Genomic DNA, 22,175 nt, shown 5'->3' with positions numbered 1-22,175 from the left:
AGCAGATCTCGATGAAGTCGAAAAACATAACAACGACAAGGGCTTGTGCGAAAATCGACGCAATTCGTCCGAAGTGGTCATACCAGTATGGAAATGCAGGATCGACAGGCGCCCGCGCGCAATGTGGCCGACGTCGTTGCCGAGCGGATCGAGCAACTGATCGTCGACGGCGTGCTGAAGGCCGGCCAGGCGCTGCCGTCCGAGCGGCGGCTGACCGAGAAGCTCGGCGTGTCGCGCACGGCCGTGCGCGAAGGAATGAAACTGCTGCGTGCGCGCGGGATCATCGATACGACGCACGGCAAGGGCTCGTTCGTCGCGAGCCTGACCCCGCAGCGCGAAGTCTCGCCGATGATGCATCTGCTCGGCTCGCAGCCGCGCACGCTGTACGACCTGTTCGAGGTACGCGGGATGCTCGAGACCGAAGCCGCGCGGCTCGCCGCGCTGCGCGGCACGCCCGCCGACTTCATCCTGATCCGGCGCCGTTACGAGGAAATGACGGCGGCCGACGCGCAGGATCTCGATCCGGCCGCGCGCGCGAAGCTCGACCACGCGTTCCATCTCGCGATCTGCGAGGCATCGCACAATCCGGTGCTCGTCAATACGCTGCAATCGTTGACCGATCTGCTGCTCAGTTCCGTGTTCGCATCGGTGAACAATCTCTATCACCGCGAGCCGTTGAAGAAGCAGATCGACCGCCAGCATGCGCGGCTCTACAACGCGGTGACCGGGCGGTTGCCCGATCAGGCGCGCAAGGCCGCGAGCGAACATATCCGCCAGTGCGTCGACTATCTGCGCGAGATCGAACAGGAGGAGCAGCGGCTCGTGCGCTCGACGCTGCGGCTCGAAGGATGGACCTGAGGTGAGCGCATGTTGAAGCGGCCGCAGCCGCAATGACGTTCGTCAAGGAAATCGTCATCGTGAAGCGGCCTGATGGGTAAATATGTCACAATGTGATCAATTCGATGCGCGGCCCGACACGACCGTTTCGCCTTTGCGCGACACGTGCTTTGGCGGTTAACCGTGACGCGCCGCCGATCCTTGAAGGAGGACGCTGCATGTCGATTCCGACGCGTGGCGACGGGCCCGAGGCCCGCGCCGTCCAGATCCTGCATCGCCCAGTCTGCGACCTGCTCGGCTGTGCATGGCCGATCGTGCTCGCGGGCATGGGCGGCGTTGCGCGGGCCGAGCTTGCGAGTGCGGTGAGTGCCGCCGGCGGGTTCGGTTTTCTCGGGATGGTGCGTGAGCCGGTCGCGTTGATCCGGCGCGAGGTCGGGTTGGTGCGCGCGGCCACCGAGCGGCCGTTCGGCGTGAACCTGATTCCCGCGTCGACGCCGCCTGACCTGCTCGATGCACAGCTCGATGCGTGCATCGAATTGCGGGTGCCCGTGGTTGCCCTGTTCTGGGATGTGATGCCGGGCGTCGTGCGGCGTCTGCGCGATGCGGGCGTGCGGGTGGTGCATCAGGTCGGGTCGCTCGACGATGCGCGCGCGGCGGAGGCGGCCGGTGCACAGGCGCTGATCGTTCAGGGGCACGAGGCTGGCGGCCATGTGCGTGGCGATCGACCGTTGGCCGAGCTGTTGCCCGACGTGGTTCATGCGACGCGCTTGCCGGTGCTGGCGGCAGGCGGGATCGTCGATGGTGCCGACGTGGCCGCCGTGATGGCGCTCGGCGCGCAGGGCGCCGTGATGGGCACCGCATTCATCGCGACGCACGAGTCGTTCGCGCATGCGTATCACCAGCAGCGGATCGTCGACGCGCGTGAAGGCGACGCACTGCTGACCGACATCTTCCATATCAACTGGCCGCGCGGCGCGCGGGTGCGTGTGCTGCCGTCGAGTGTCACGCGCGGCGAACGCGGCGATCCGTTCGGCGATGAGCGCGTCGTGATCGGCGACGAGGAAGGGCGGCCGATCTATCTGTTCAGCACCGATTCGCCGCTGCGTACGATGACCGGCGACTTCGAGGCGATGGCGCTGTATGCGGGGACGGGGGCAGGGCGGATCGGTGCGATCGAATCGGCCGGCGACGTGCTGCGCCGTATCGTGCTCGATGCGGCGGCGATCGTCGAGAAAGGGGCGGTCGCGGTACCGGCAGGCGAGTCGGACGAGAATCGGACGGCGTTGCTCGCGGCGCTCGATGAATTGCTGGAGGCCGAGCGCGCCGGGGCACGCGTTGCGTCGGAGACGGCGGCAGAGGTGACGGAGGATGCCGAACTCCACCGGCTGATCGCGCATATCCGCCAGGACGAAGCGCACTGGTGCAGCGTGCTCGTCGATGCGATTCGCACGCTTGGCGCAACGCCGACGCGCGCGACCGGCTCGTTCTATGAAAAGGCGATGGCGATCGACGATCTGGCCGAGCGGATGGCGTTCCTGAACCGCGGGCAGCGGTGGGTCGTGCGCAAGCTGCAGGCGCTGCTGCCGACGCTTGCGGATCTGGATATGCATCACGCGCTGTCGTTGATGCTGGTCGCGCACGAGAAGAATATCGGGGCGGTGGATGTGAGGTTGAGGGGCGGGGTGGGCGACGCGTAGTCGGGCCTGCGAGACATCCAGCGTCCGACCCGGCGGGAGAGCCGAAAGGCGGGAAACCTCGACGGTGGCCTCGCCGTGTAACGACAGGCCGATATCCGCCAATCGCCCGACCAGCATGCCTTGCGCACGGCTGACGTCAGCGAGTGGCATGGCGAGTGTCGGGGGGGCGAAGCGCCATGCAGGCCAGTCGGCCGACTCCCCGATGAAGGGGGGAATCTCCGCTCATGATGCGGAGATTCCCCCACCGATTGGCCGCGCGATTCAATATTCACCGCAAATTATGCGGTGAATAGCCGCTCTATTCCCCGCACCGTCAACCCGTCGGAATAAAAAAAGCCCGCCGAAGCGGGCCAACCTCTCGATGAAGAGGGGTGATGCGAATCCGTGACCCACGCCGGCTCAACCCTTCGTCGCGCCGAACGTCAGCCCCGCGACGAAATGCTTCTGCATCGCGAAGAACATCGCGACCGACGGCAGCGCGGCGAGAATCGACCCGGCCGACACAAGATTCCACGACGTCGTCCATTGCCCCTTCAGCGCGGCGACGCCCACGGTGATCGGCGCGGCATCATCGCCCTGCGTCAGGCACAGCGCCCAGAAGTAATCGTTCCACACGAACGTGAACACGAGAATCGCGAGCGCGGCCAATGCAGGGCGGATCAACGGCAGCACGATCCGCCAGAACACCGTCCACTCGCCCGCGCCTTCGATCCGCGCCGCCTCGATCAACTCGAACGGCAGCTGCTTGATGAAATTGCGCAGAAACAGCGTACAGAACCCCGTCTGAAACGCGACATGAAACAGGATCAGCGCCTCGACGGTGTTGAACACGCCCAGCCTGAGCGACAAGTCCCGCACCGGAATCATCAGCACCTGCACCGGCACGAAGTTGCCCGCGACGAACGTGCCGAACAACGCGGTATTTCCGCGAAACCGGTAGGTCGCGAGCGCGAACCCGGCCATCGCAGCCAGCGCGATCGAACCCAGCACCGACGGCACCGTGATCTGCACGCTGTTCCAGAAGTAATGCAGCATCGGCGACGTGGTCAGCGCGTCGCGATAGTTCTCGATCATCGAGAAGTGCCGCGGCCAGCCCCAGTAGTGACCTTCGACGAGCTCCTCGGTCGAGCGCACCGACGTGACGAACACCGCGATCATCGGCAACAGCCAGATCACGAGCGCGACGGGCAGCGACAGCTTGTACAGCCGGCGCGATACCGGCTTCCAGTGGGCAACGGGTGTCGGAAACATGATGAGTGAATTCCCGGTAGGTCACTGCTCGTTGCGCAGCATGCGGCGCAACTGGAACACGATGTAGACGAGCATGATCGCGAACAGCACGACTGCGATCGCCGCGGAATAGCCGAGCCGGTAGTACTTGATCGCCTGGTCGTACATGTAATACGCGAGCACGGTCGAGCTCTCGAACGGGCCGCCGCCCGTCATGACCGAGATCAGGTCGAAGCTGCGCAGCGCGCCGATCACGGTGACGACGATCGCCATGAACGTGGTCGGCCGCAACTGCGGCAGCACGACGTGCCAAAGCAGCGCGAAGCCGCGCGCGCCTTCCATCCGCGCCGCTTCGATCTGCTCGGGGTTCACCGACGTGAGGCCGGTCAGGTACAGGATCATGCAGTAGGCCGTTTGCGGCCACAGCGCGGCGAACACGATGCCGAGCGTCGTGTAGCGCGCATCGCCGAGCACCGGAATGCCGTGCCCGGCGATGAGCGCGAGCAGGCCGAAGGTCGGGTCGTAGAACCACGAGAAGATCAGCCCGACGACCACGCCGGACAGCACGAACGGCGCGAAGAACAACGACTTCACGAGCCGGATGCCGGCAACGGCCTGGTTCAGGTACAGCGCGAGCGCGAGGCCGAGCGGCGGCGCGAGCATGAACAGCACGAGCCAGATCACGTTGTTGCGCAACGCGGTGTAGAACGTCGGCGCGTGCAGCAGCTCGACGTAATTGGCGAGGCCGACGAACGTGCGCTCGGTCATCCCGTCCCAGTTGCAGAGGCTCAGCCACAGCGTCGACAGGATCGGCCAGATCACATAGACGGCAACCATCGCGCACGCGGGCGCGAGAAAGAGCCACGCGGCGCGTCGCTGTCGCCGCACGGCCGGCGACGGGCGGCGCGCGGGCAGCGCGGCGGGTGTGCTGCGGCCCGGCGGTACGGCGGCCGGGGCGGCAGGCGTTTCGACGGGTCTGGACGCGATCGGACTGGACACGGCAAGCCTCCTGGGCGAACGCGGCGGCGCACGGCCGCCGCGTGAGTCACGCGATTACTTCTTGTAGATCCGCTTGCGGGTCTGCTCGAGTTGCGCGAGCACAGAATCGAGCTGCGCGGGATTCGCGACGAACTGCTGCATCCCCTTCATCCCTTCGTCGGCCATTTCCTTCGTCATGTCGCGGTCGTAGAACTGCGCGACGCCGCCCTTCGTGTCGGCGAGGATCCGGAAGCCGATCCGCGAGATGGGATCGTCCGGCTCCGGCGACTTGCTGTTCGCCGACAGCGAGCCGAGCCCCTCGGCGAGCTTCGCGCCCATCTCGGGCGTTTCGACGAACGCGAGGAAGGTATGCGCGTCGGCCTTGTTCTTCGCCCTGGTCGGGATGTGCAGCGATTCGACCGGGCCGTCCTCGGCGGTCGGCACCTTCGGGTCGATGATCGGGAAGCGGTAGTAGCCCATTTCCTGCTTCATGTTCGGCGGAAAGCCCGCGGCGATGAAGGTGCCCATCAGCATCATCGCGGCCTTGCCCTGGAACAGGAACGGCTGCGCGCCGTCGAGATCGTAGGACAACGCGTTGTCGATGAAGTAGCCCGCGTCGATCAGCGATTTCCACGTCGTGTAGACCTTCTTCACGCGCGGGTCGGTGTACGGCACGTCGCCGGCCATCAGCTGCTGGTGGAACGCGTTGCCGTTCAGCCGCAGGTCGAGATAGTCGAACCAGCCGGCGAGCGTCCACGCGTCGCGGCCGCCGACCGCGATCGGCGTGATGCCGGCCGCCTTCAGCTTCTTGCACGCATCGAGAAACTGGTCCCAGGTCTTCGGCTCGTCGGCGATGCCGACCTTGCGGAACAGGTCCTTGCGGTAGAACAGCCCCCACGAGTAATAGACGGTCGGCGCCGCGTACTGCTTGCCGTTGTACGACGATGCGTCGCGCGTCGACGCGTACATCGCGCCCCAGCCGTTCTTCGCCCAGTCGCCGCTCAGGTCCTCGAACAGCCCGCGCTTCGCGTAGTACGCCATCCGCTCGCCCGCGTGCCAGTTCACCACGTCGGGCGCGACGGTCGTGAGCCACGCGGGGAGCTGCACCTTGTACGCTTCCTCGTCGATGAAGGTGGGCTTCACGTCGATGTCGGGATGGGCCTTGTGGAACGCCTCGAGCGTCGACTGCCAGACCGCGCGCTGGCTGGCACCCTTGAACGCGATGTTGATCGTCAGCGTGCCCGCGTGGGCCGGTGCGGCCGCGCCGAACGATGCGGCGGCGATCGCGGCGGCCGTCGCAAGCCGGGCGGCGACGCGAAGGGGGCGATGTGTCATGTGTGTCTCCAGTCCTGTGTGTCGTTGTGCGTGACCGGCGCGCGTCATGTCGTCATGGCGCCGGGGCGGTTGCTACGAACGGCTTCGATACACGGCGACGCCTTGCGGCTCGACCTGCGCGGCGCCGACCACGAATGCGGACGGCGGCACTGCGTCGATCGTGTGCGGCGTGTCGCGGTAGTTGAATACGTAGGTGAGGCCGCCGCGCCGGCTGATGCGCAGACCGTCGCCGAGCGGTGCCGGCGCGAGGCCGGCTTCCGTTGCGACGTCGGCGAACAGGCGCGCGGTGGTCGCGTCGTCGAACAGCGCGGCCCAGTAATGCAGCGTGCCGTGCGATACGCAGGCCGGGTGACCGTCGGTGAAGCGTGCGCGTACGACGCTGCGGGCATCGTCGTCCTTGTTGGGCAACTCGACGAGATCGCGCCAGTGACGCGCGTCGCCGGTGAGCGGCGAGCCGTCGCGCAACGTGCCGTCGATCCGCTCGGTCACGTTCGGCCGCAGCGATTCGACACGCCATACGCGCATCGGCAGGATCGACGCGAGCGGGCCGGGCGGCAGCGTCGGCGGAATCTGCAGGTCGGCGGTCTTCGAGCCGGTGCGCGGGCCGAACACCGCATGCGCACCGGATGCGGCGAGCCGTGCCGCGAAGTCGTCCGGCACGACCGGCAGCGGCGGCACGACGACGAGCCGGTAGCCGTCGAGCGGTGCGTGCGTGGAAACGATGTCGACGTCGAGGCCGAGCGAGCGCAGCGCCGAGTAGTACTCGAACGCGAAGCGCGGGTAGTGGAAATCGGCGCCTTGCGGCTGGATTTCGAACAGCCACTTCGCGTCGTAGTCGAACACCAGCGCGACGGGGGCGCGCACCGGGCCGTTCGCGTCGGCGTCCGTGCCGGCGTCGAGCACGGCGGCGATTTCGCGCGCGACGCGCTGCGCTTCGCGGCCGCCTTCGTCGAGTCGATCGTCCGGCGTGTGCAGGCCCGCATGCATCTGTTCCTGCGCGAACGGCGCCTGCCGCCAGCGGAAGTACGACACGCAGCCGGCGCCGTGCGCGAAGGCTTCCCAACTCCACAGCCGCACCATGCCCGGCAGCGGCGCGGGGTTCCACTGCGCCCAGTTCACGGGCCCCGGCTGCTGCTCCATTACCCAGAACGGCAGCTTCGACATCCCGCGATAGAGATCGTGGTTGAACGACGCGAAATCGGGGTGGCCGGTGCGCAGCCAGCGCGCCTTCACGTCGGGCGCGAACCATTGCTCCTCGAGCGCGCCGAGCGGGTAGCTGTCCCACGTCGCGATGTCGAGGTCGCGCGCCACTTCGTAGTGGTCGAACTCGGTGAAGAGCTGCATGAAGTTGTGCGCGACGGGGCGGCCCGGCGAATGCGCGCGGATCACGTCGACCTGCATCCGGTGATAGCGCGCGACTTCGTCGGAGGCGAAGCGCCGGTAGTCGAGGCGATGCGACGGATGCGCTTCGGTCACGGTGCCGACCGGCGCGTCGACTTCGTCGAAATGGCGGTATTCCATGCTCCAGAACACGGTGCCCCATGCGCGGTTCAGCGCGTCGATGGTGCCGTAGCGAGCCTTCAGCCATTCGCGAAAGCGCGCGAGCGCGGCGGGCGAGTAGCTGACGACCGTCTGGTGGCAGCCGAGCTCGTTGTCGGTCTGCCAGTAACGCACGGCCGGGTGGCGGCCGTAGCGTTCGGCGACCGCCGTGCAGATCCGGCGCGATGCTTCGAGATAGGTCGGCGACGAGAAGTCGTAGTGGCGGCGCGAGCCGAACTTGCGCGGCCGGCCGTCCGCGCCGATCGCGAGGATGTCGGGGTGACGGTCGACGAGCCACTTCGGCGGCGTCGCGGTCGGCGTGCACATGACGACCTCGAGGCCGGCCGCGCCGAGCACGTCGATCGCGCGATCGAGCCAGCCCCAGTCGTATTCGCCCGGCGACGGCTCGATGCGGCTCCAGGCGAATTCGGCAATCCGCACCTGCGCGATGCCGAGTGCCTTCATCCGGCGGGCGTCGTCCGCCCACATCGATTCCGGCCAGTGTTCCGGGTAGTAGCAGACTCCGAGGCGCATGCCCGATCCTTATGCGTAGTGGTGGACTGGGAGATCGGCGCGCGCGGGCACCGCGCGGCCGTCTTCGGTGAAGAGGTGGCAGGCCGCGGCCGGCGCATGGGCGTGCACGCGCTCGCCGCGGCGCAGCGGCGCATCGCCGGGCACTTTCGCGATCAGCGGGGTGCCGCCGGGCTGGTCGAGGTGCACGTAGGTCTGCTCGCCGAGGCGTTCGACCAGCACGACGTCGCGCGCGAGCGCGGTCGCGTCGGGCGCGGCGCCGAGCGTCAGGTGTTCGGGGCGGATGCCGAGCGTGACGGTCGCGCCCGGCGCGAGCGCGGCGCCGTCGCGCGGCAGCGTGAAGGTCTCGCCGGACGGCGCGACGGTGACGGTCGTGTGCCGCGCATCGCACGTGGTGACGACGGCCGGCAGGAAGTTCATCCGCGGCGAGCCGATGAAGCCGGCGACGAAGCGGCTCGCCGGATGGTGATAGAGGTCGAGCGGCGCGCCGACCTGCGCGATGCTGCCGTGTTGCGCGGTGTCGGCGCCGGTGTGCAGCAGCACGATCTTGTCGGCGAGCGTCATCGCTTCGGTCTGGTCGTGCGTCACGTAGACGACGCTCGCCCGTTCGAACTGGCGGTGCAGTTTCGCGATCTCGACGCGGGTCTGGCCGCGCAGCGCCGCGTCGAGGTTCGACAGTGGCTCGTCGAACAGGAACACGCCGGGCTCGCGCACGATCGCGCGGCCGATCGCGACGCGCTGCCGCTGGCCGCCGGACAGCGCCTTCGGCTTGCGCTCGAGCAGCGTGTCGAGCTGCAGGATCCGCGCGGCGTCGCGCACCTTCCGGTCGATCTCGGCCTTCGGCACGCGTGCGAGCTTCAGCCCGAACGCCATGTTCTCGTAGACCGTCATGTGCGGAAACAGCGCGTAGCTCTGGAACACCATCGCGACGCCGCGCTCGGCGGCCGGCACGTCGTCGACGCGGCGGCCGTCGATCGACAGCTCGCCGTCGCTCAGATCCTCGAGGCCCGCGATCATCCGCAGCAGGGTCGACTTGCCGCAGCCGGACGGGCCGAGGAACACGCAGAACTCGTGCGCGCCGATCTCCAGATCGACGTCGCGAATGACCGGCGCGTGCTCGCCATAGGCTTTCTGCACGCGTCGCATCGAGATGCTCGCCATTGTCTCCGCTCCATGTTTTAATGCGCTTTCGTCGATGCTTAAGCGCTTAATCATCGCGATCAAAAAAAGAGCCGGTCCCGATCGCGGCCGAGTCGCGCCCGTCGGTCGGGCGGCTGGGTGTGCGGCGATAGTGCGCCGCTTCGGTAAGCGAAGCAAATACTGGATCGGCATCTCATATAGTGAGCAAGCGATGGCAACACTGGATGAAGTTGCGCGCCGCGCTGGCGTGACGGCCGCGACGGTCTCGAACGTGCTGCGCAACCGCGGGCGGGTGGGTGACGCGACGCGTGCGCGGGTGCTGGAAGCGGTGGAGGCGCTCGGGTATCGGCCGCATCTGGCCGCGCGGGCGCTCGCGGAAGGGCGTGCGCCGACGGTCGCGCTGATGGTATCGAGCATCGCGAACCCGTTCTATCCCGAGTTCGCGCTCGCGGTCGAGCGCGCGGTGCGCCGCAACGGGCAGTTCCTGATCGTCTGCAATACGAATGAAGATCCGTTGCAGGGGCGGGCGTATCTCGACCAGATCGCCGGGACGATTTCCGAAGGCATTCTCGTGACCAACGCGAACCTGCACCTGCCGGATCTGGTGGAGGTAGCGCGGCGCGGCGTGCCGGTCGTGCTGTGCCTGTGGGAGCGGCCCGATGCGCCGCCCGACGGGTTGCCTTGCGTGGCGGTGGATTTTCGCGAGGCGGGGCGGATCGCGACGCGGCATCTGGTCGAACTTGGGCATCGCGAGATCGGCGTGATCGTCGGCGGCTCGGCGAGCGGCGTGCAGGCGGCGCGCTACGACGGTTTCGTCGACGTGATGCGCGAAGCGGGGCTCGACGCGTCGATCGTCGCGGCCGAGCCCGATTCGATCGAAGGCGGCGTGCGTGCGGCGGGCCGCCTGCTCGACGCGCATCCGGGGCTGACCGCGCTGGTCGCGACCAACGACCTGCCGGCGATCGGCGCGCTGCACGCGGCGGCCGACCGCGGCAGGCGCGTGCCCGACGACCTGTCGATCGTCGGCATTACCGACATTCATCTGGCCAGCGACACGCGTCCGACGTTGACGACCGTCGCGATCCCGACCGCCGAGGCGGCGGGGCTCGCGGTCGAATTGCTCAATGCGTTGCGTGAGGCGGGTGGGCAGGTGGACGAGGCGTCGCGGGTGCGGACGGCGTCATTGCCGCGGCTCGTCGTGCGCGGGACGACCGGCGCAGCGCCGGGGCGGCGCACGGCGGCTTAGACGTCGCGGGAGGTCGCGCTGTGTCACGCCACACGTGGCGTGGTGTGCCGGCGCGCGGTGCAACGGGCGAAGCGGCGAATGGCGCTGGCCGCCGGCCACTGAACGGAACCGGAGTCCGGGCCGGATTGGCCGCCGGCCTCACTCGCCGTCGCCTTCGACGAGCCGCATCACGATCCGCCGCGCCGATTCGAGATGCGCGACCGTCATCGCACGGGCGCCACGCGCATTGCGTTCCCTGCACGCTTGCAGGATGTCCGTGTGCTCGACCTGGAACGACGGCGTATCCGCGAGCAGCGTCGCCTGCAGCCGCTCGTACCGCTCGACCTGGCTGCGCAATTCCGCGATCGCCGTCAACAGCCGCTCGTTGCCGCAGCACGAATACAGCAGCGCATGAAACTCGCGGTTCAGCTCGCCTTGCCGGCGCGGCGCGCCCGATTCGCCGAGCAGCCGGTGCACGAGCTCGGCGCGCGCCAGCGTCTCGTCGTCGAGCCGCTTCACGCTGCGAAAAATCGCATCGCCTTCGAGCAGCACGCGCATGTCGTAGATTTCCTGCACGTCGGACGCGCTCAGCATCCGCACGACCGCGCCGCGATTGCGGAAGATGTCCAGCAGCCCTTCACGCTCCAGGCGCTGGATCGCTTCACGCAGCGGAATCCGGCTGATCCCGAAACGCTCGGCAAGATCGCGCTCGACGAGCCGCTCGCCTGCCTGCAACTCGCCGTTGATGATCATTTCCCGCAGCGATGCGGCCACCGCGTCTGCCGTGGAATCGAGTCTGGCTTCCATGCCCCTGCGCTCCTGAATTTGGAATAATGGTATACCAAATGGCATTCCGGTGCCACAATGGCGGCCTCACGTTCCGATAGCCGAGGAGAGCGAGATGGCGCATGGCGAACACAAGTACCGCGTGGCAGTGGAGTGGACCGGCAACCGGGGAACTGGCACGTCGGGGTATCGCGAATATGGCCGCGATCATGTGATCCGCGCGGGTTCGAAGCCGGATATCCCCGGTTCGTCGGACGCCGCGTTTCGCGGCGATGCGGCGCGCTGGAATCCGGAGGACCTGCTGCTGGCGTCGGCATCGGCGTGCCACAAGCTCTGGTATCTGCATCTGTGCTCGGATGCGGGGATCCGCGTGCTCGCGTATGTCGACGACGCCGAAGGCACGATGCTCGACAGCGCCGAGCCGGGGCGCTTCACCGAAATCGTGCTGCACCCGCACGTGACGATTCGCGCCGGCGACGATCGCGAACTGGCGGAGCGGCTGCATCACGCGGCGCATGCGAAATGCTACGTGGCGAACTCCGTCAATTTCCCGATCCGGTGCGAGCCGGTGATCGAATTCGCCGCGGCGTGACGCACGCGAGGGAGACGACGTTGAAGCTCTTCTACTACCCGGGCAACGCAAGCATGGCGCCGCATTTCGTGCTGGAAGAAATCGGCAAGCCGTTCGAGCTTGCGTGGGTCGACCGCACGCGCGACCAGCACAAGTCGCCCGAATATCTCGCGCTCAATCCGAACGGGCTCATTCCGGTGCTGCTCGACGGCGACCTGGTGCTGTACGAGGCGGCCGCGATCTGCCTGCATCTGGCCGATACGCATCCGGAGCAGCGGCTTGCGCCGGACTTCGGCACGCCGGAGCGTGCCCGCTTCTACACGTGGCTGACGTGGCTCACCAATACGCTGCAGGCGACGCTGATCGCGTACTTCTATCCGGAGCGATGGGTCGACGCCGGTAATGCGGCGGGCGCCGCGCAGGTGAAGGCGCATGCGGAGGCGAAGGTGGCGACGCTGCTGGATCAGCTCGACGCGCAGCTCGACGCGAGCGGCGGCCCCTGGCTGCTCGGCGCGCACTATACGGTGCTCGATCCGTATGCGCTGATGCTGTGCCGCTGGACGCGCGGCTTCGCCGAGCCGGCGCGGCAGCGTCCGCGGCTCGGCGGCTATCTGCAGCAGGTGCTCGCGCGCCCGGCGATCCAGCGGGCGCTGAAGACGGAAGGGCTCGCGGCGCCCTGGGTGTAACCGGCGCACGCGGTCGAAACCGCCCGCGTGCCGTTCGGCTTCGACCGGCACGCGCACCGCGCGGGCGGGCCTTCCCGCGCATCGCTACAGCGCGATCCCGTACACGTCCCGCGCGGCCGCGCGGATCGCATCGGCCATCACCGCGACGGCCGGCGAAGGCAGCCGGTCGGTGCGCGTGATGATCCCGAAATCGTCCATCCGGCAATCCATCTCCAGCGGCAGCACGGTGACGATCCCGTGTCGCGCGTAGTACAGCGCGACGTCCTCCGCGAGCACCGCGATCATGTCGCTCTGCTCGATCAACTGCGTGATGAACAGCAGCGCGGCCGTCTCGACGACGTTCGCGGGTGGCGCGAGACTCGCACGCTGGAACACCAGCTCGAAGCGATGGCGCAGCACGCTGCCGGCCGGCGGCATGACCCACGCGGCGCGCTGCACGTCGGCAAGCGACAGCGGCGCCTGCGCGAGCAGCGGATGGCCGGGCCGCACGACCGCGGCGACCGGCTCGCCGGTCAGCGGCTCGTAGCGCAGGTGCAGCTTGTCGTGTTCGGCGGACAGCCGGCCGAGCACGATGTCGAGCTTTTCCTGAGCCAGGTGTTCGAGCAGCGCATTGCTGGTGTCGATCTCGACGGACACGCGCACGTTCGCATGTGTCCCCTTCACGGCCGCGACGGCCGGCGGCACGAGCCGCAGCCCCGGCGACGTGATCGCCCCCACCGCCACATGGCCGAGATGGCCGGCCTTCAGCGCGGCGAGTTCCTCGCGCGCCTGGTCGAGGCTGCCGAGCGCCGCGCGCGCGTGGCGGATCAGCGCGTCGCCGTACAGCGTCGGCCGCATCCCGCGCGGCAGCCGCTCGAACAGCACCGCGCCGATCGACTCCTCCAGCTCGCGCAGCAGTTTCGACGCGGCCGGCTGCGTCATGTTCAGCGCGGCTGCCGCGCGATGAATGCTGCCTTCGTCGGCGAGCGCGACGACCAGCAGCAACTGGCGCGTCTTCAGGCGGCTGCGGTTTCCCCACGGGCTGGCTTCGGTCATCGTACGGGTTTATATCAATATCGGAATGGATATCGTAATCGCCTAAAACGTCATTAGCGAGTTATCAAAATTCTCCCTAGACTCCGTCCGTATCCCGTCACCACAGGACTGACGATGTCGGCAACAAAACCCAGGCTGCGCTCCGCCCAATGGTTCGGCACGAACGACAAGAACGGCTTCATGTACCGGAGCTGGATGAAGAACCAGGGCATCCCCGATCACGAGTTCGACGGTCGGCCCGTCATCGGCATCTGTAATACGTGGTCCGAACTGACGCCGTGCAACGCGCACTTTCGCAAGCTCGCCGAGCACGTGAAGCGCGGGATCTCGGAAGCGGGCGGGTTCCCGGTCGAATTCCCGGTGTTCTCGAACGGCGAATCGAACCTGCGGCCGTCGGCGATGCTCACGCGCAACCTGGCGTCGATGGACGTCGAGGAGGCGATCCGCGGCAACCCGATCGATGCGGTCGTGCTGCTCGCCGGCTGCGACAAGACGACCCCCGCGCTGCTGATGGGCGCGGCCAGTTGCGACGTGCCGGCGATCGTCGTGTCGGGCGGACCGATGCTGAACGGCAAGCTCGAAGGCCGGAACATCGGGTCGGGCACGGCCGTGTGGCAGTTGCACGAAGCGCTGAAGGCCGGCGAGATCGACCTGCATCACTTCCTGTCCGCCGAAGCCGGGATGTCGCGCTCGGCGGGCACCTGCAACACGATGGGCACCGCGTCGACGATGGCGTGCATGGCCGAGGCGCTCGGCGTCGCGCTGCCGCACAACGCGGCGATTCCGGCCGTCGATTCGCGCCGCTACGTGCTCGCGCACATGTCAGGCATCCGTATCGTCGAGATGGCGCTCGAAGGGCTCGTGCTGTCGAAGGTCCTGACGCGCGCCGCGTTCGAGAACGCGATTCGTGCGAACGCGGCGATCGGCGGGTCGACCAATGCGGTGATCCACCTGAAGGCGATCGCGGGCCGCATCGGCGTGCCGCTCGAACTCGAGGACTGGATGCGCATCGGCCGCGACACGCCGACGATCGTCGACCTGATGCCGTCCGGGCGCTTCCTGATGGAGGAGTTCTATTACGCGGGCGGCCTGCCGGCCGTGCTGCGCCGGCTCGGCGAAGGCGGGCTGCTGCCGCATCCCGACGCGCTGACGGTCAACGGCAAGTCGCTGTGGGACAACGTGCGCGAAGCGCCGAACTACGACGACGAGGTGATCCGTCCGCTCGACCGGCCGCTGATCGCGGACGGCGGGATCTGCATCCTGCGCGGCAATCTCGCGCCGCGCGGCGCGGTGCTCAAGCCGTCGGCGGCGAGCCCCGAACTGCTCAAGCATCGTGGCCGCGCGGTGGTGTTCGAGAACCTCGAGCACTACAAGGCGACGATCAACGATGAAGCGCTCGACGTCGATGCCAGCTCGGTGCTCGTGCTGAAGAACTGCGGGCCGCGCGGTTATCCGGGGATGGCGGAAGTCGGCAACATGGGGCTGCCGCCGAAGCTGCTGCGCCAGGGCGTGAAGGACATGGTGCGCATCTCGGATGCGCGGATGAGCGGCACCGCATACGGCACGGTGGTGCTGCACGTCGCGCCGGAAGCGGCCGCCGGCGGCCCGCTCGCGGCGGTGCGCAACGGCGACTGGATCGAACTCGACTGCGATGCCGGCACGCTGCATCTCGACATTACGGATGACGAACTGCAGCGCCGCCTGTCGGACGTCGATCCGAACGTGGCCCCGGGCGTGGCCGGGCAGCTCGGCAAGGGCGGCTATGCGCGGTTGTATATCGACCACGTGCTGCAGGCGGACGAGGGGTGCGACCTCGACTTCCTGGTCGGCACGCGCGGCGCGGACGTGCCGAGCCATTCGCATTGAGCGGGCCGGCGGCGCAACGCGCGCCGCGGCTGCGCGTGGGCATCGGCCCGCGCATCGTCAAGTTGTGAAACCGTGAACGCATGATGGCCTCGCATCGGGGCCGGCGCAGGACGCGAACCATGACATCGAGCAGCACGCCGCGCTATCGCGGCATTTTTCCCGTCGTCCCGACGACCTTTTCCGATACCGGTGAGCTCGACCTCGCGAGCCAGAGGCGCGCGGTCGATTTCATGATCGACGCGGGCTCGGACGGGCTGTGCATCCTCGCCAACTTCTCCGAGCAATTCGCGATCACCGACGACGAACGCGACGTGCTGACCCGCACGATCCTCGAACACGTCGCCGGCCGCGTGCCGGTGATCGTCACGACGTCGCACTACAGCACACAGGTCTGTGCGGCGCGCAGCCTGCGCGCGCAGCAGCTCGGCGCGGCGATGGTGATGGCGATGCCGCCGTATCACGGCGCGACGTTCCGCGTGCCCGAAACGCAGATCTTCGACTTCTATGCGCGCGTGTCGGACGCGATCGGCATTCCGGTCATGATCCAGGACGCGCCCGCGAGCGGCACGCCGCTGTCCGCGCCGTTCCTGGCGCGCATGGCCCGCGAGATCGAGCAGGTCGCGTACTTCAAGATCGAGACGCCGGGTGCGGCGAACAAGCTGCGCGAGCTGATCCGGCTCGGCGGCGACGCGATCGAAGGGCCGTGGGACGGCGAGGAAGCGATCACGCTGCTCGCCGACCTGCACGCCGGCGCGACCGGCGCGATGACGGGCGGCGGGTTTCCGGACGGCATCCGGCCGATCCTCGACGCATTCCGCGCAGGCCGCCATGACGACGCGTTCGCGCGCTATCAGGCGTGGCTGCCGCTGATCAATCACGAGAACCGCCAGTCCGGGATCCTGACCGCGAAGGCGCTGATGCGCGAAGGCGGCGTGATCGCGTGCGAGCGGCCGCGGCACCCGATGCCGGAACTGCATCCGGACACGCGCGCGGAGCTGCTCGCGATCGCGCGCCGGCTCGATCCGCTCGTGCTGCGCTGGGCGCACTGAGCGGATAGCGAAGGAGGAACGCACGATGAGCGACGTAATTTCGCTGGGCGTGATCGGGATCGGCAAGATCGCGCGCGACCAGCATCTGCCGGCGATCGCCGCCGAACCGGGTTTCGCGCTGACCGCATGCGCGAGCCGTCACGCGGAAGTGGCCGGCGTGCGCAACTATCCGGACCTGCGCGCGCTGCTGGCCGCCGAGCCCGAGTTGGATGCGGTGTCGCTGTGCGCGCCGCCGCAGGTGCGCTACGCGCAGGCGCGCGCCGCGCTCGAAGCCGGCAAGCACGTGATGCTCGAGAAGCCGCCGGGCGCAACGCTCGGCGAAGTGGCCGCGCTGGACGCGTTCGCGCGCGAGCGTGGCCTCACGCTGTTCGCGACCTGGCATTCGCGCTGCGCGAGCGCGGTGGAACCGGCGCGCGCGTGGCTCGCGACGCGCTCGATCCGCGCGGTGCAGGTGCACTGGAAGGAAGACGTGCGGCGCTGGCATCCGGGGCAGCAGTGGATCTGGGAGCCGGGCGGCCTCGGCGTGTTCGATCCCGGCATCAATGCGCTGTCGATCGTCACGCGGATCCTGCCGCGCGAGCTCGTGCTGCGCGAAGCGACGCTCTACGTGCCGAGCGACGCACAGATGCCGATCGCGGCCGAACTCGATTGCGCGGATACCGACGGCGTGCCGGTGCGGGCGGAGTTCGACTGGCGGCATGGCCCCGTCGAGCAATGGGAAATCGCGGTCGACACGTCGGACGGCGTGCTCGCGATCAGCCGCGGCGGCGCGCAGTTGTCGATCGACGGCGAGCCGGTCGAGATCGGGCCCGAGCGCGAGTATCCGGCGCTGTATGCGCACTTCCGCGCGCTGATCGCGCGCGGCGAAAGCGACGTCGACGTACGGCCGTTGCGGCTCGTCGCCGATGCGTTCCTGTTCGGGCGGCGCGTCGGGACCGACGCGTTCGGCCGCTGACATCGTGCCGGCGCGCCCGGGCGGCACTGCGACCGCCAGCGCGACCCGGCACGACGGATGTTGAAGACCCAAGCCAATACAAGGAGACACACCGCATGAACCGCACGATTCGCCGCCACACCCTGCGCGCGCTGTTGGCCGCGCTTTGCATCGCGCCGCTCGGGATGACGGGCGCCGCGCACGCCGACGCACCGCTGAAGATCGGCTTCCTGGTGAAGATGCCCGAGCAGGCATGGTTCATCAACGAGCAGAACGCCGCGTCCGCGCTCGGCCAGAAGGAGAACTTCTCGGTCGTGAAGATCGGCACGCCGGACGGCGAGAAGGTGCTGGCCGCGATCGACAACCTCGGCTCGCAAGGCGCGCAGGGCTTCGTGATCTGCGCGCCCGACGTGCGCCTCGGGCCGGCGATCGCCGCGCGCGCGAAGCGCTACAACATGAAGTTCGTGACGGTCGACGACCAGCTCGTCGATTCGACCGGCAAGCCGCTGCCGAACGTGCCGCACCTCGGGATGTCGGCGATCAAGATCGGCAACCAGGTCGGCCAGGCGATCTCCGACGAGATGAAGCGGCGCGGCTGGAAGCCGGAAGAAGTCGGCGCGCTACGCATCACCAACTACGAGCTGCCGACGGCGAAGCTGCGCACCGACGGCGCCACGCAGGCGCTGCTCGCGAACGGCTTCCGCAAGGACAACATCTTCGACGCGCCGCAGAAGACGACCGACGACGAAGGCGGTTTCAGCGCGGCCGCGCCCGTGCTCGCGCGCCATCCGAACATCAAGAAATGGGTGGTCTACGCGCTGAACGAGGAAACCGTGCTGGGCGCGGTGCGCGCGACCGAACAGCTGCATATCCCGGCGGCCGACGTGATCGGCGTCGGCATCAACGGCGCAGGCGAGGCGTTCGCCGAATTCCAGAAGAAGGAGCCGACCGGCTTCTACGGGACGATCGCGGTCAGCTCGACGAACCACGGCAAGGACAGCACGCAGAACCTCGTCGACTGGATCCGCAGCGGCAAGGTGCCGCCGGCCGACACGCAGACGAGCGGCAAGCTGATGACGCGCGCGAACTGGCAGGCCGTGCGCGCCGAGCTCGGCATCTGAGCGTGCGGGGCGACGACGCGATGACGATCCAGACGACGACGGCCGTGTCCGGCAACGCCGCCACCGCGCAAGCTCGTGCCGGTGACGGTGACGGTGCCGGTACGCCGCCGCCCGGCGGCGCGCTGCTCGCGCTCGACGGCATCACCGTGACGTTCCCGGGCGTGCGCGCGCTCGACGCCGTGTCGCTGTCGGTGCGCGCGGGCGAGGTGCACGGCCTGATGGGCGAGAACGGCGCGGGCAAATCGACGCTGCTGAAGGTGCTGTCGGGCGTGAACCAGCCGCAGGCCGGCACGCTGACGCTGAACGGCACGGTGCAGCGCTTCGCGTCGACGCGCGCCGCGCTCGAGGCCGGCATCGCGATCATCTACCAGGAGCTGCATCTGGTGCCCGAGCTGACGGTCGCGGAAAACCTGATGCTTGGGCAACTGCCGAGCCGGCTCGGCGTGGTCGACGAACGCGCGCTCGCCGCGCGTGCGCTCGACGCGCTGGAGCGGCTCGGCGAGCACATCGATCCGGACATCCCGGTGAAGTACCTGTCGATCGGGCAGCGCCAGATGATCGAGATCGGCAAGGCGCTGATGCGCGATGCGCGCGTGATCGCGTTCGACGAACCGACGAGTTCGCTGTCCGCGCGCGAAACGGCGCAGCTGTTCCGGATCATCCGTGCGCTGCGCGCGGAAGGGCGCGCGATCATCTACGTCACGCACCGGATGGAGGAAGTCGACACGTTGTGCGATCGCGTGACGGTGTTTCGCGACGGCCGGCGCATCGAGACGTTCGAATCGGTCGCCGACCTGGACCGCGACCGGCTGATCGGCTGCATGGTCGGCCGCTCGATCGAGGATGTGTACGGCTACCGGCCGCGCGCGGCCGGCGACGTGCTGATCGAGGCGAAGGGGCTGATCGGGCCGGGCTTGGTGGAGCCGGTGTCGTTCGCCGCGCGGCGCGGCGAGATCGTCGGCTTCTTCGGGCTCGTCGGCGCTGGCCGCTCGGAGCTGATGAAGCTGCTGTACGGCGCGGCGCGCCCGAGCGGCGGCCACGTCGAGCTGGGCGGCAAGCGCGTCGCGTTCGCGAGTCCGCGTCACGCGGTGCGCGCCGGCATCGCACTGTGCCCGGAAGACCGCAAGCAGGAAGGCATCGTCGCGATCGCGTCGGTGGCCGACAACCTGAACATCAGCGCGCGCCGTCACTTCAGCCCGGCGCGCATGCTGCTCGACGCACGGCGCGAACGCGAACTCGCGCAACGCTACATCGAGCGGCTCGCGATCAAGACCCCCGACGGCGACACGCCGATCGGCGCGCTGTCGGGCGGCAACCAGCAGAAGGTCGTGCTCGCGCGCTGGCTGGCCGAGCGGATCGACGTGTTCCTGATGGACGAGCCGACGCGCGGCATCGACGTCGGCGCGCGCGCGGAAATCTACAACCTGTTCTACGAACTCGCGGAAGCGGGCCGCACCGTGATCATCGTCTCGAGCGATCTGGCCGAGGTGATCGGCGTGTCGGACCGCATCATCGTGATGAAGGAAGGGCGGATCGCGGGCGAAGTCGTGAAGGCGCAGGCGACGCCCGACACGCTGATCAAGCTCGCGCTGCCGCGCTGAGCGGCGCGCAGTCAACCGCGCAGTCAACCGGAATGCAATCGATATGAGCCAGGCCATGCAACCCCAACGCACTTCCCCGTCCTCCGATGCCGCCGCCGCGCCTGCGCGCGCCCGCGGCGGCGTGTGGCAACTGATCAACCGCTCCGGCATCGTGATGGTGTTCCTGGTGCTGTTCGCGGTGCTGTCGCTGACCGTGCCGGACTTCCTCACGTCGCGCAACATCCAGGGCCTGCTGCTGTCGGTCACGCTGATCGGCTCGATCGCGGTGACGATGATGTTCGTGCTCGCGCTCGGCGAGGTCGACCTGTCGGTCGCGTCGATCGTCGCGTTCTCGGGCGTCGTCGCGTCGACGCTGATCACCGCGACGCACAGCGTGCTGTTCGGCACCGCGGCCGGCATCCTCGCGGGCGGCGCGGTCGGGCTCGTGAACGGCGTGCTGATCGCGCGCTGGCGGATCAATTCGCTGATCGTCACGCTCGCGATGATGGAAGTCGTGCGCGGGCTCGCGTTCATCACGTCGAACGGCGACGCGGTGATGATCTCCGAGGAACGTTTCTTCGAACTCGGCTCCGGCTCGTTCCTCGGCATCTCGTTTCCGATCTGGAGCAACATCGTCGGCTTCATCCTGTTCGGCTTCCTGCTGCGCAAGACGGTGTTCGGCAAGAACGTGCTGGCCGTGGGCGGCAACGGCGAGGCCGCGCTGCTCGCGGGGTTGCCGGTGATGCGCATCAAGATCGCCGTGTTCGTGCTGCAGGGGCTCGTGACCGGCTTCGCCGGCGTGATGCTCGCATCGCGGATGAGCCTCGGCGACCCGAAGACGTCGGTCGGCCTCGAACTCGGCGTGATCTCCGCGTGCGTGCTCGGCGGCGTGTCGCTGACGGGCGGCGTCGCGACGATCTCCGGCGTGCTGGTCGGCGTGCTGATCATGGGCGCGGTGCAGGACGCGATGAGCCTCCTGAACGTGCCGACCTTTTACCAATATCTGATACGCGGCGGAATTCTGTTGCTTGCGGTGCTGTTCGACCAGTATCGTCGCAACCAGCGGCGCGCGATGAAGATCTGACGACAGCGCCGCCCGCGAACGCGGCAGATATCGGGAGACGGCATGCAACAGACTCATCCGCGCGCATTGGCGACGCTGCTGGCGGACAGCCGCAACACGCTCGGCGAAGGCGCGACGTGGTGCGACGCGACGCACGCGCTGTACTGGGTCGACATCGAAGGCGCGCAGCTGTGGCGCTGCCGCGCGGACGGTTCCGATCTCGCGCAGTGGGCGATGCCCGAACGGCTCGCATGCTTCGCGCTGACCGGCGACCCGGACGTGCTGCTCGTCGGGCTCGCGACGCATCTCGCGTTCTTTGACCTGCGCAGCGGTGCGTTCACGCGGATCGTCGACGTCGAACCCGACTTGCCGACGCGGCTCAACGACGGCCGGTGCGATCCGTTCGGCGCGTTCGTGTTCGGGATGAAGGACGAAGGCGGCGAGCCGCCGCGCGCGGTCGGCGGGTTCTACCGGCTCAATCCGGACCTCACGCTCGAACGGCTGGCGTTGCCGGCGGCGGCGATCGCGAACAGCATCGCGTTTTCGCCGGACGGCACGAAGATGGTCTTCTGCGATTCGCTCGTGCGTGAAATCCGCGTGTGCGATTACAGCCGCGCCGGTGTGGCCGGCGTGCGGACGTTCGCGCGGCTGACCGACGCGGACGGCGACCCGGACGGCTCGACGATGGACCGCGACGGCGGCCTGTGGAACGCGCAGTGGGGTGGCCGGCGGGTGGTGCGCTACGCCGCGGACGGCGTCGAGACGGAACGAATCGCGGTGCCGACCGCGCAGCCTAGCTGCGTGACGCTCGACGGCGAAGGCAGGTTGTACGTGACGAGCGCGCGGGTCGGGTTGAGCGACGACGCGCTGGAGAGCGATGCGCACGCGGGTGGTGTGTTCGTCGCACAGACGCGGTATGCGGGGTTGGCGACCGCGCGGTTTGCGGGGATGCCCACGGCCTGAATGGCCGGC

At 68.3% G+C, this 22,175-nt stretch carries 19 protein-coding genes; 12 read left to right on the top strand and 7 right to left on the bottom strand.

Annotation, left to right across the window (positions count from 1 at the left end):
• The first annotated feature begins 87 nt into the window (after positions 1-87).
• Together glcC and BX604_RS29430 are read left to right on the top strand one after the other, a co-directional pair.
• Positions 88-858 carry a transcriptional regulator GlcC gene (gene glcC, locus BX604_RS29435; protein ID WP_098554359.1) on the top strand — a complete coding sequence of 257 codons (771 nt, stop codon included), beginning with the start codon at positions 88-90 and terminating at the stop codon, positions 856-858.
• A gap of 197 nt (positions 859-1,055) precedes the next feature.
• Positions 1,056-2,534 (top strand): nitronate monooxygenase, encoded by a 1,479-nt coding sequence (locus BX604_RS29430; RefSeq protein ID WP_098554358.1) that lies wholly within the window; start codon positions 1,056-1,058, stop codon positions 2,532-2,534.
• Between the two features lie 399 nt (positions 2,535-2,933).
• Here BX604_RS29430 and BX604_RS29420 read toward each other — a convergent pair whose 3' ends face one another.
• The 5 genes from BX604_RS29420 to BX604_RS29400 form a co-directional block, all read right to left on the bottom strand.
• Complete coding sequence (locus BX604_RS29420; RefSeq protein WP_098554357.1) at positions 2,934-3,785, bottom strand: carbohydrate ABC transporter permease; 852 nt, start codon at positions 3,783-3,785, stop codon at positions 2,934-2,936.
• A 21-nt stretch (positions 3,786-3,806) separates the two neighbouring features.
• Positions 3,807-4,763, bottom strand: a complete 957-nt coding sequence (locus BX604_RS29415; RefSeq protein WP_373562444.1) for a carbohydrate ABC transporter permease — start codon at positions 4,761-4,763, stop codon at positions 3,807-3,809.
• Between the two features lie 54 nt (positions 4,764-4,817).
• Positions 4,818-6,077 carry an ABC transporter substrate-binding protein gene (locus BX604_RS29410; protein ID WP_098554356.1) on the bottom strand — a complete coding sequence of 420 codons (1,260 nt, stop codon included), beginning with the start codon at positions 6,075-6,077 and terminating at the stop codon, positions 4,818-4,820.
• 72 nt (positions 6,078-6,149) lie between these two features.
• Entirely contained in the window at positions 6,150-8,150 is a 2,001-nt protein-coding gene (locus BX604_RS29405; protein WP_098554355.1) for a beta-galactosidase, read from the bottom strand.
• 9 nt (positions 8,151-8,159) lie between these two features.
• Positions 8,160-9,308 (bottom strand): ABC transporter ATP-binding protein, encoded by a 1,149-nt coding sequence (locus BX604_RS29400; RefSeq protein ID WP_098554354.1) that lies wholly within the window; start codon positions 9,306-9,308, stop codon positions 8,160-8,162.
• Between the two features lie 190 nt (positions 9,309-9,498).
• On the opposite strand from BX604_RS29400, the gene BX604_RS29395 reads away from it, so the two are divergent.
• Complete coding sequence (locus BX604_RS29395) at positions 9,499-10,533, top strand: LacI family DNA-binding transcriptional regulator (protein ID WP_098554353.1); 1,035 nt, start codon at positions 9,499-9,501, stop codon at positions 10,531-10,533.
• 138 nt (positions 10,534-10,671) lie between these two features.
• Here the strand turns inward: BX604_RS29395 and BX604_RS29390 are convergent, their stop codons facing one another.
• Positions 10,672-11,319, bottom strand: a complete 648-nt coding sequence (locus BX604_RS29390) for a GntR family transcriptional regulator (RefSeq protein ID WP_098554352.1) — start codon at positions 11,317-11,319, stop codon at positions 10,672-10,674.
• 94 nt (positions 11,320-11,413) lie between these two features.
• Between BX604_RS29390 and BX604_RS29385 the strand changes: the two genes are divergently transcribed.
• Both BX604_RS29385 and BX604_RS29380 read left to right on the top strand, forming a co-directional pair.
• Positions 11,414-11,890 (top strand): OsmC family protein, encoded by a 477-nt coding sequence (locus BX604_RS29385; protein ID WP_098554351.1) that lies wholly within the window; start codon positions 11,414-11,416, stop codon positions 11,888-11,890.
• Positions 11,891-11,910: 20 nt separating this feature from the next.
• Positions 11,911-12,555: a glutathione S-transferase family protein gene (locus BX604_RS29380; RefSeq protein ID WP_257146458.1), complete on the top strand. Its 645-nt coding sequence runs from the start codon at positions 11,911-11,913 to the stop codon at positions 12,553-12,555.
• Between the two features lie 84 nt (positions 12,556-12,639).
• Here the strand turns inward: BX604_RS29380 and BX604_RS29375 are convergent, their stop codons facing one another.
• Complete coding sequence (locus tag BX604_RS29375) at positions 12,640-13,590, bottom strand: LysR family transcriptional regulator (RefSeq protein ID WP_098554350.1); 951 nt, start codon at positions 13,588-13,590, stop codon at positions 12,640-12,642.
• A gap of 114 nt (positions 13,591-13,704) precedes the next feature.
• On the opposite strand from BX604_RS29375, the gene BX604_RS29370 reads away from it, so the two are divergent.
• From BX604_RS29370 to BX604_RS29340, 7 genes are all read left to right on the top strand, one after another.
• Complete coding sequence (locus tag BX604_RS29370) at positions 13,705-15,456, top strand: IlvD/Edd family dehydratase (RefSeq protein WP_098554349.1); 1,752 nt, start codon at positions 13,705-13,707, stop codon at positions 15,454-15,456.
• 119 nt (positions 15,457-15,575) lie between these two features.
• A complete protein-coding gene (locus BX604_RS29365) occupies positions 15,576-16,505 on the top strand; it encodes a dihydrodipicolinate synthase family protein (protein ID WP_098554348.1) in 930 nt (309 codons plus the stop codon).
• A gap of 25 nt (positions 16,506-16,530) precedes the next feature.
• Complete coding sequence (locus BX604_RS29360; RefSeq protein ID WP_098554347.1) at positions 16,531-17,460, top strand: Gfo/Idh/MocA family protein; 930 nt, start codon at positions 16,531-16,533, stop codon at positions 17,458-17,460.
• Between the two features lie 95 nt (positions 17,461-17,555).
• Positions 17,556-18,560 (top strand): arabinose ABC transporter substrate-binding protein, encoded by a 1,005-nt coding sequence (locus BX604_RS29355; protein ID WP_098554346.1) that lies wholly within the window; start codon positions 17,556-17,558, stop codon positions 18,558-18,560.
• A 20-nt stretch (positions 18,561-18,580) separates the two neighbouring features.
• Positions 18,581-20,161 carry an L-arabinose ABC transporter ATP-binding protein AraG gene (gene araG, locus BX604_RS29350; protein ID WP_098555070.1) on the top strand — a complete coding sequence of 527 codons (1,581 nt, stop codon included), beginning with the start codon at positions 18,581-18,583 and terminating at the stop codon, positions 20,159-20,161.
• A gap of 43 nt (positions 20,162-20,204) precedes the next feature.
• Positions 20,205-21,224, top strand: coding sequence for an L-arabinose ABC transporter permease AraH (araH, locus tag BX604_RS29345; protein ID WP_098554345.1), 1,020 nt, complete (start codon positions 20,205-20,207; stop codon positions 21,222-21,224).
• A gap of 42 nt (positions 21,225-21,266) precedes the next feature.
• Positions 21,267-22,166 (top strand): SMP-30/gluconolactonase/LRE family protein, encoded by a 900-nt coding sequence (locus BX604_RS29340; RefSeq protein WP_098554344.1) that lies wholly within the window; start codon positions 21,267-21,269, stop codon positions 22,164-22,166.
• Positions 22,167-22,175: the final 9 nt, after the last annotated feature.

Source organism: Burkholderia sp. JKS000303, from assembly GCF_002563755.1.
Classification (GTDB): Bacteria; Pseudomonadota; Gammaproteobacteria; order Burkholderiales; family Burkholderiaceae; genus Burkholderia; species Burkholderia anthina_B.
Note: the sequence above shows the minus strand (reverse complement) of the source record. Positions and strands in the feature narration are given on the sequence as shown.

What these genes read in the sequence shown, in the direction of transcription:
- BX604_RS29420 (WP_098554357.1), bottom strand. Translation starts at nt 3,785, where the DNA reads ATGTTTCCGACACCCGTTGCCCACTGGAAGCCGGTATCGCGCCGGCTG.
- araH (WP_098554345.1), top strand. Translation starts at nt 20,205, where the DNA reads ATGAGCCAGGCCATGCAACCCCAACGCACTTCCCCGTCCTCCGATGCC.
- BX604_RS29375 (WP_098554350.1), bottom strand. Translation starts at nt 13,590, where the DNA reads ATGACCGAAGCCAGCCCGTGGGGAAACCGCAGCCGCCTGAAGACGCGC.
- araG (WP_098555070.1), top strand. Translation starts at nt 18,581, where the DNA reads ATGACGATCCAGACGACGACGGCCGTGTCCGGCAACGCCGCCACCGCG.
- BX604_RS29370 (WP_098554349.1), top strand. Translation starts at nt 13,705, where the DNA reads ATGTCGGCAACAAAACCCAGGCTGCGCTCCGCCCAATGGTTCGGCACG.
- BX604_RS29340 (WP_098554344.1), top strand. Translation starts at nt 21,267, where the DNA reads ATGCAACAGACTCATCCGCGCGCATTGGCGACGCTGCTGGCGGACAGC.
- BX604_RS29385 (WP_098554351.1), top strand. Translation starts at nt 11,414, where the DNA reads ATGGCGCATGGCGAACACAAGTACCGCGTGGCAGTGGAGTGGACCGGC.
- BX604_RS29390 (WP_098554352.1), bottom strand. Translation starts at nt 11,319, where the DNA reads ATGGAAGCCAGACTCGATTCCACGGCAGACGCGGTGGCCGCATCGCTG.
- BX604_RS29400 (WP_098554354.1), bottom strand. Translation starts at nt 9,308, where the DNA reads ATGGCGAGCATCTCGATGCGACGCGTGCAGAAAGCCTATGGCGAGCAC.
- BX604_RS29360 (WP_098554347.1), top strand. Translation starts at nt 16,531, where the DNA reads ATGAGCGACGTAATTTCGCTGGGCGTGATCGGGATCGGCAAGATCGCG.
- BX604_RS29355 (WP_098554346.1), top strand. Translation starts at nt 17,556, where the DNA reads ATGAACCGCACGATTCGCCGCCACACCCTGCGCGCGCTGTTGGCCGCG.
- BX604_RS29365 (WP_098554348.1), top strand. Translation starts at nt 15,576, where the DNA reads ATGACATCGAGCAGCACGCCGCGCTATCGCGGCATTTTTCCCGTCGTC.
- glcC (WP_098554359.1), top strand. Translation starts at nt 88, where the DNA reads ATGGAAATGCAGGATCGACAGGCGCCCGCGCGCAATGTGGCCGACGTC.
- BX604_RS29430 (WP_098554358.1), top strand. Translation starts at nt 1,056, where the DNA reads ATGTCGATTCCGACGCGTGGCGACGGGCCCGAGGCCCGCGCCGTCCAG.
- BX604_RS29410 (WP_098554356.1), bottom strand. Translation starts at nt 6,077, where the DNA reads ATGACACATCGCCCCCTTCGCGTCGCCGCCCGGCTTGCGACGGCCGCC.
- BX604_RS29395 (WP_098554353.1), top strand. Translation starts at nt 9,499, where the DNA reads ATGGCAACACTGGATGAAGTTGCGCGCCGCGCTGGCGTGACGGCCGCG.
- BX604_RS29405 (WP_098554355.1), bottom strand. Translation starts at nt 8,150, where the DNA reads ATGCGCCTCGGAGTCTGCTACTACCCGGAACACTGGCCGGAATCGATG.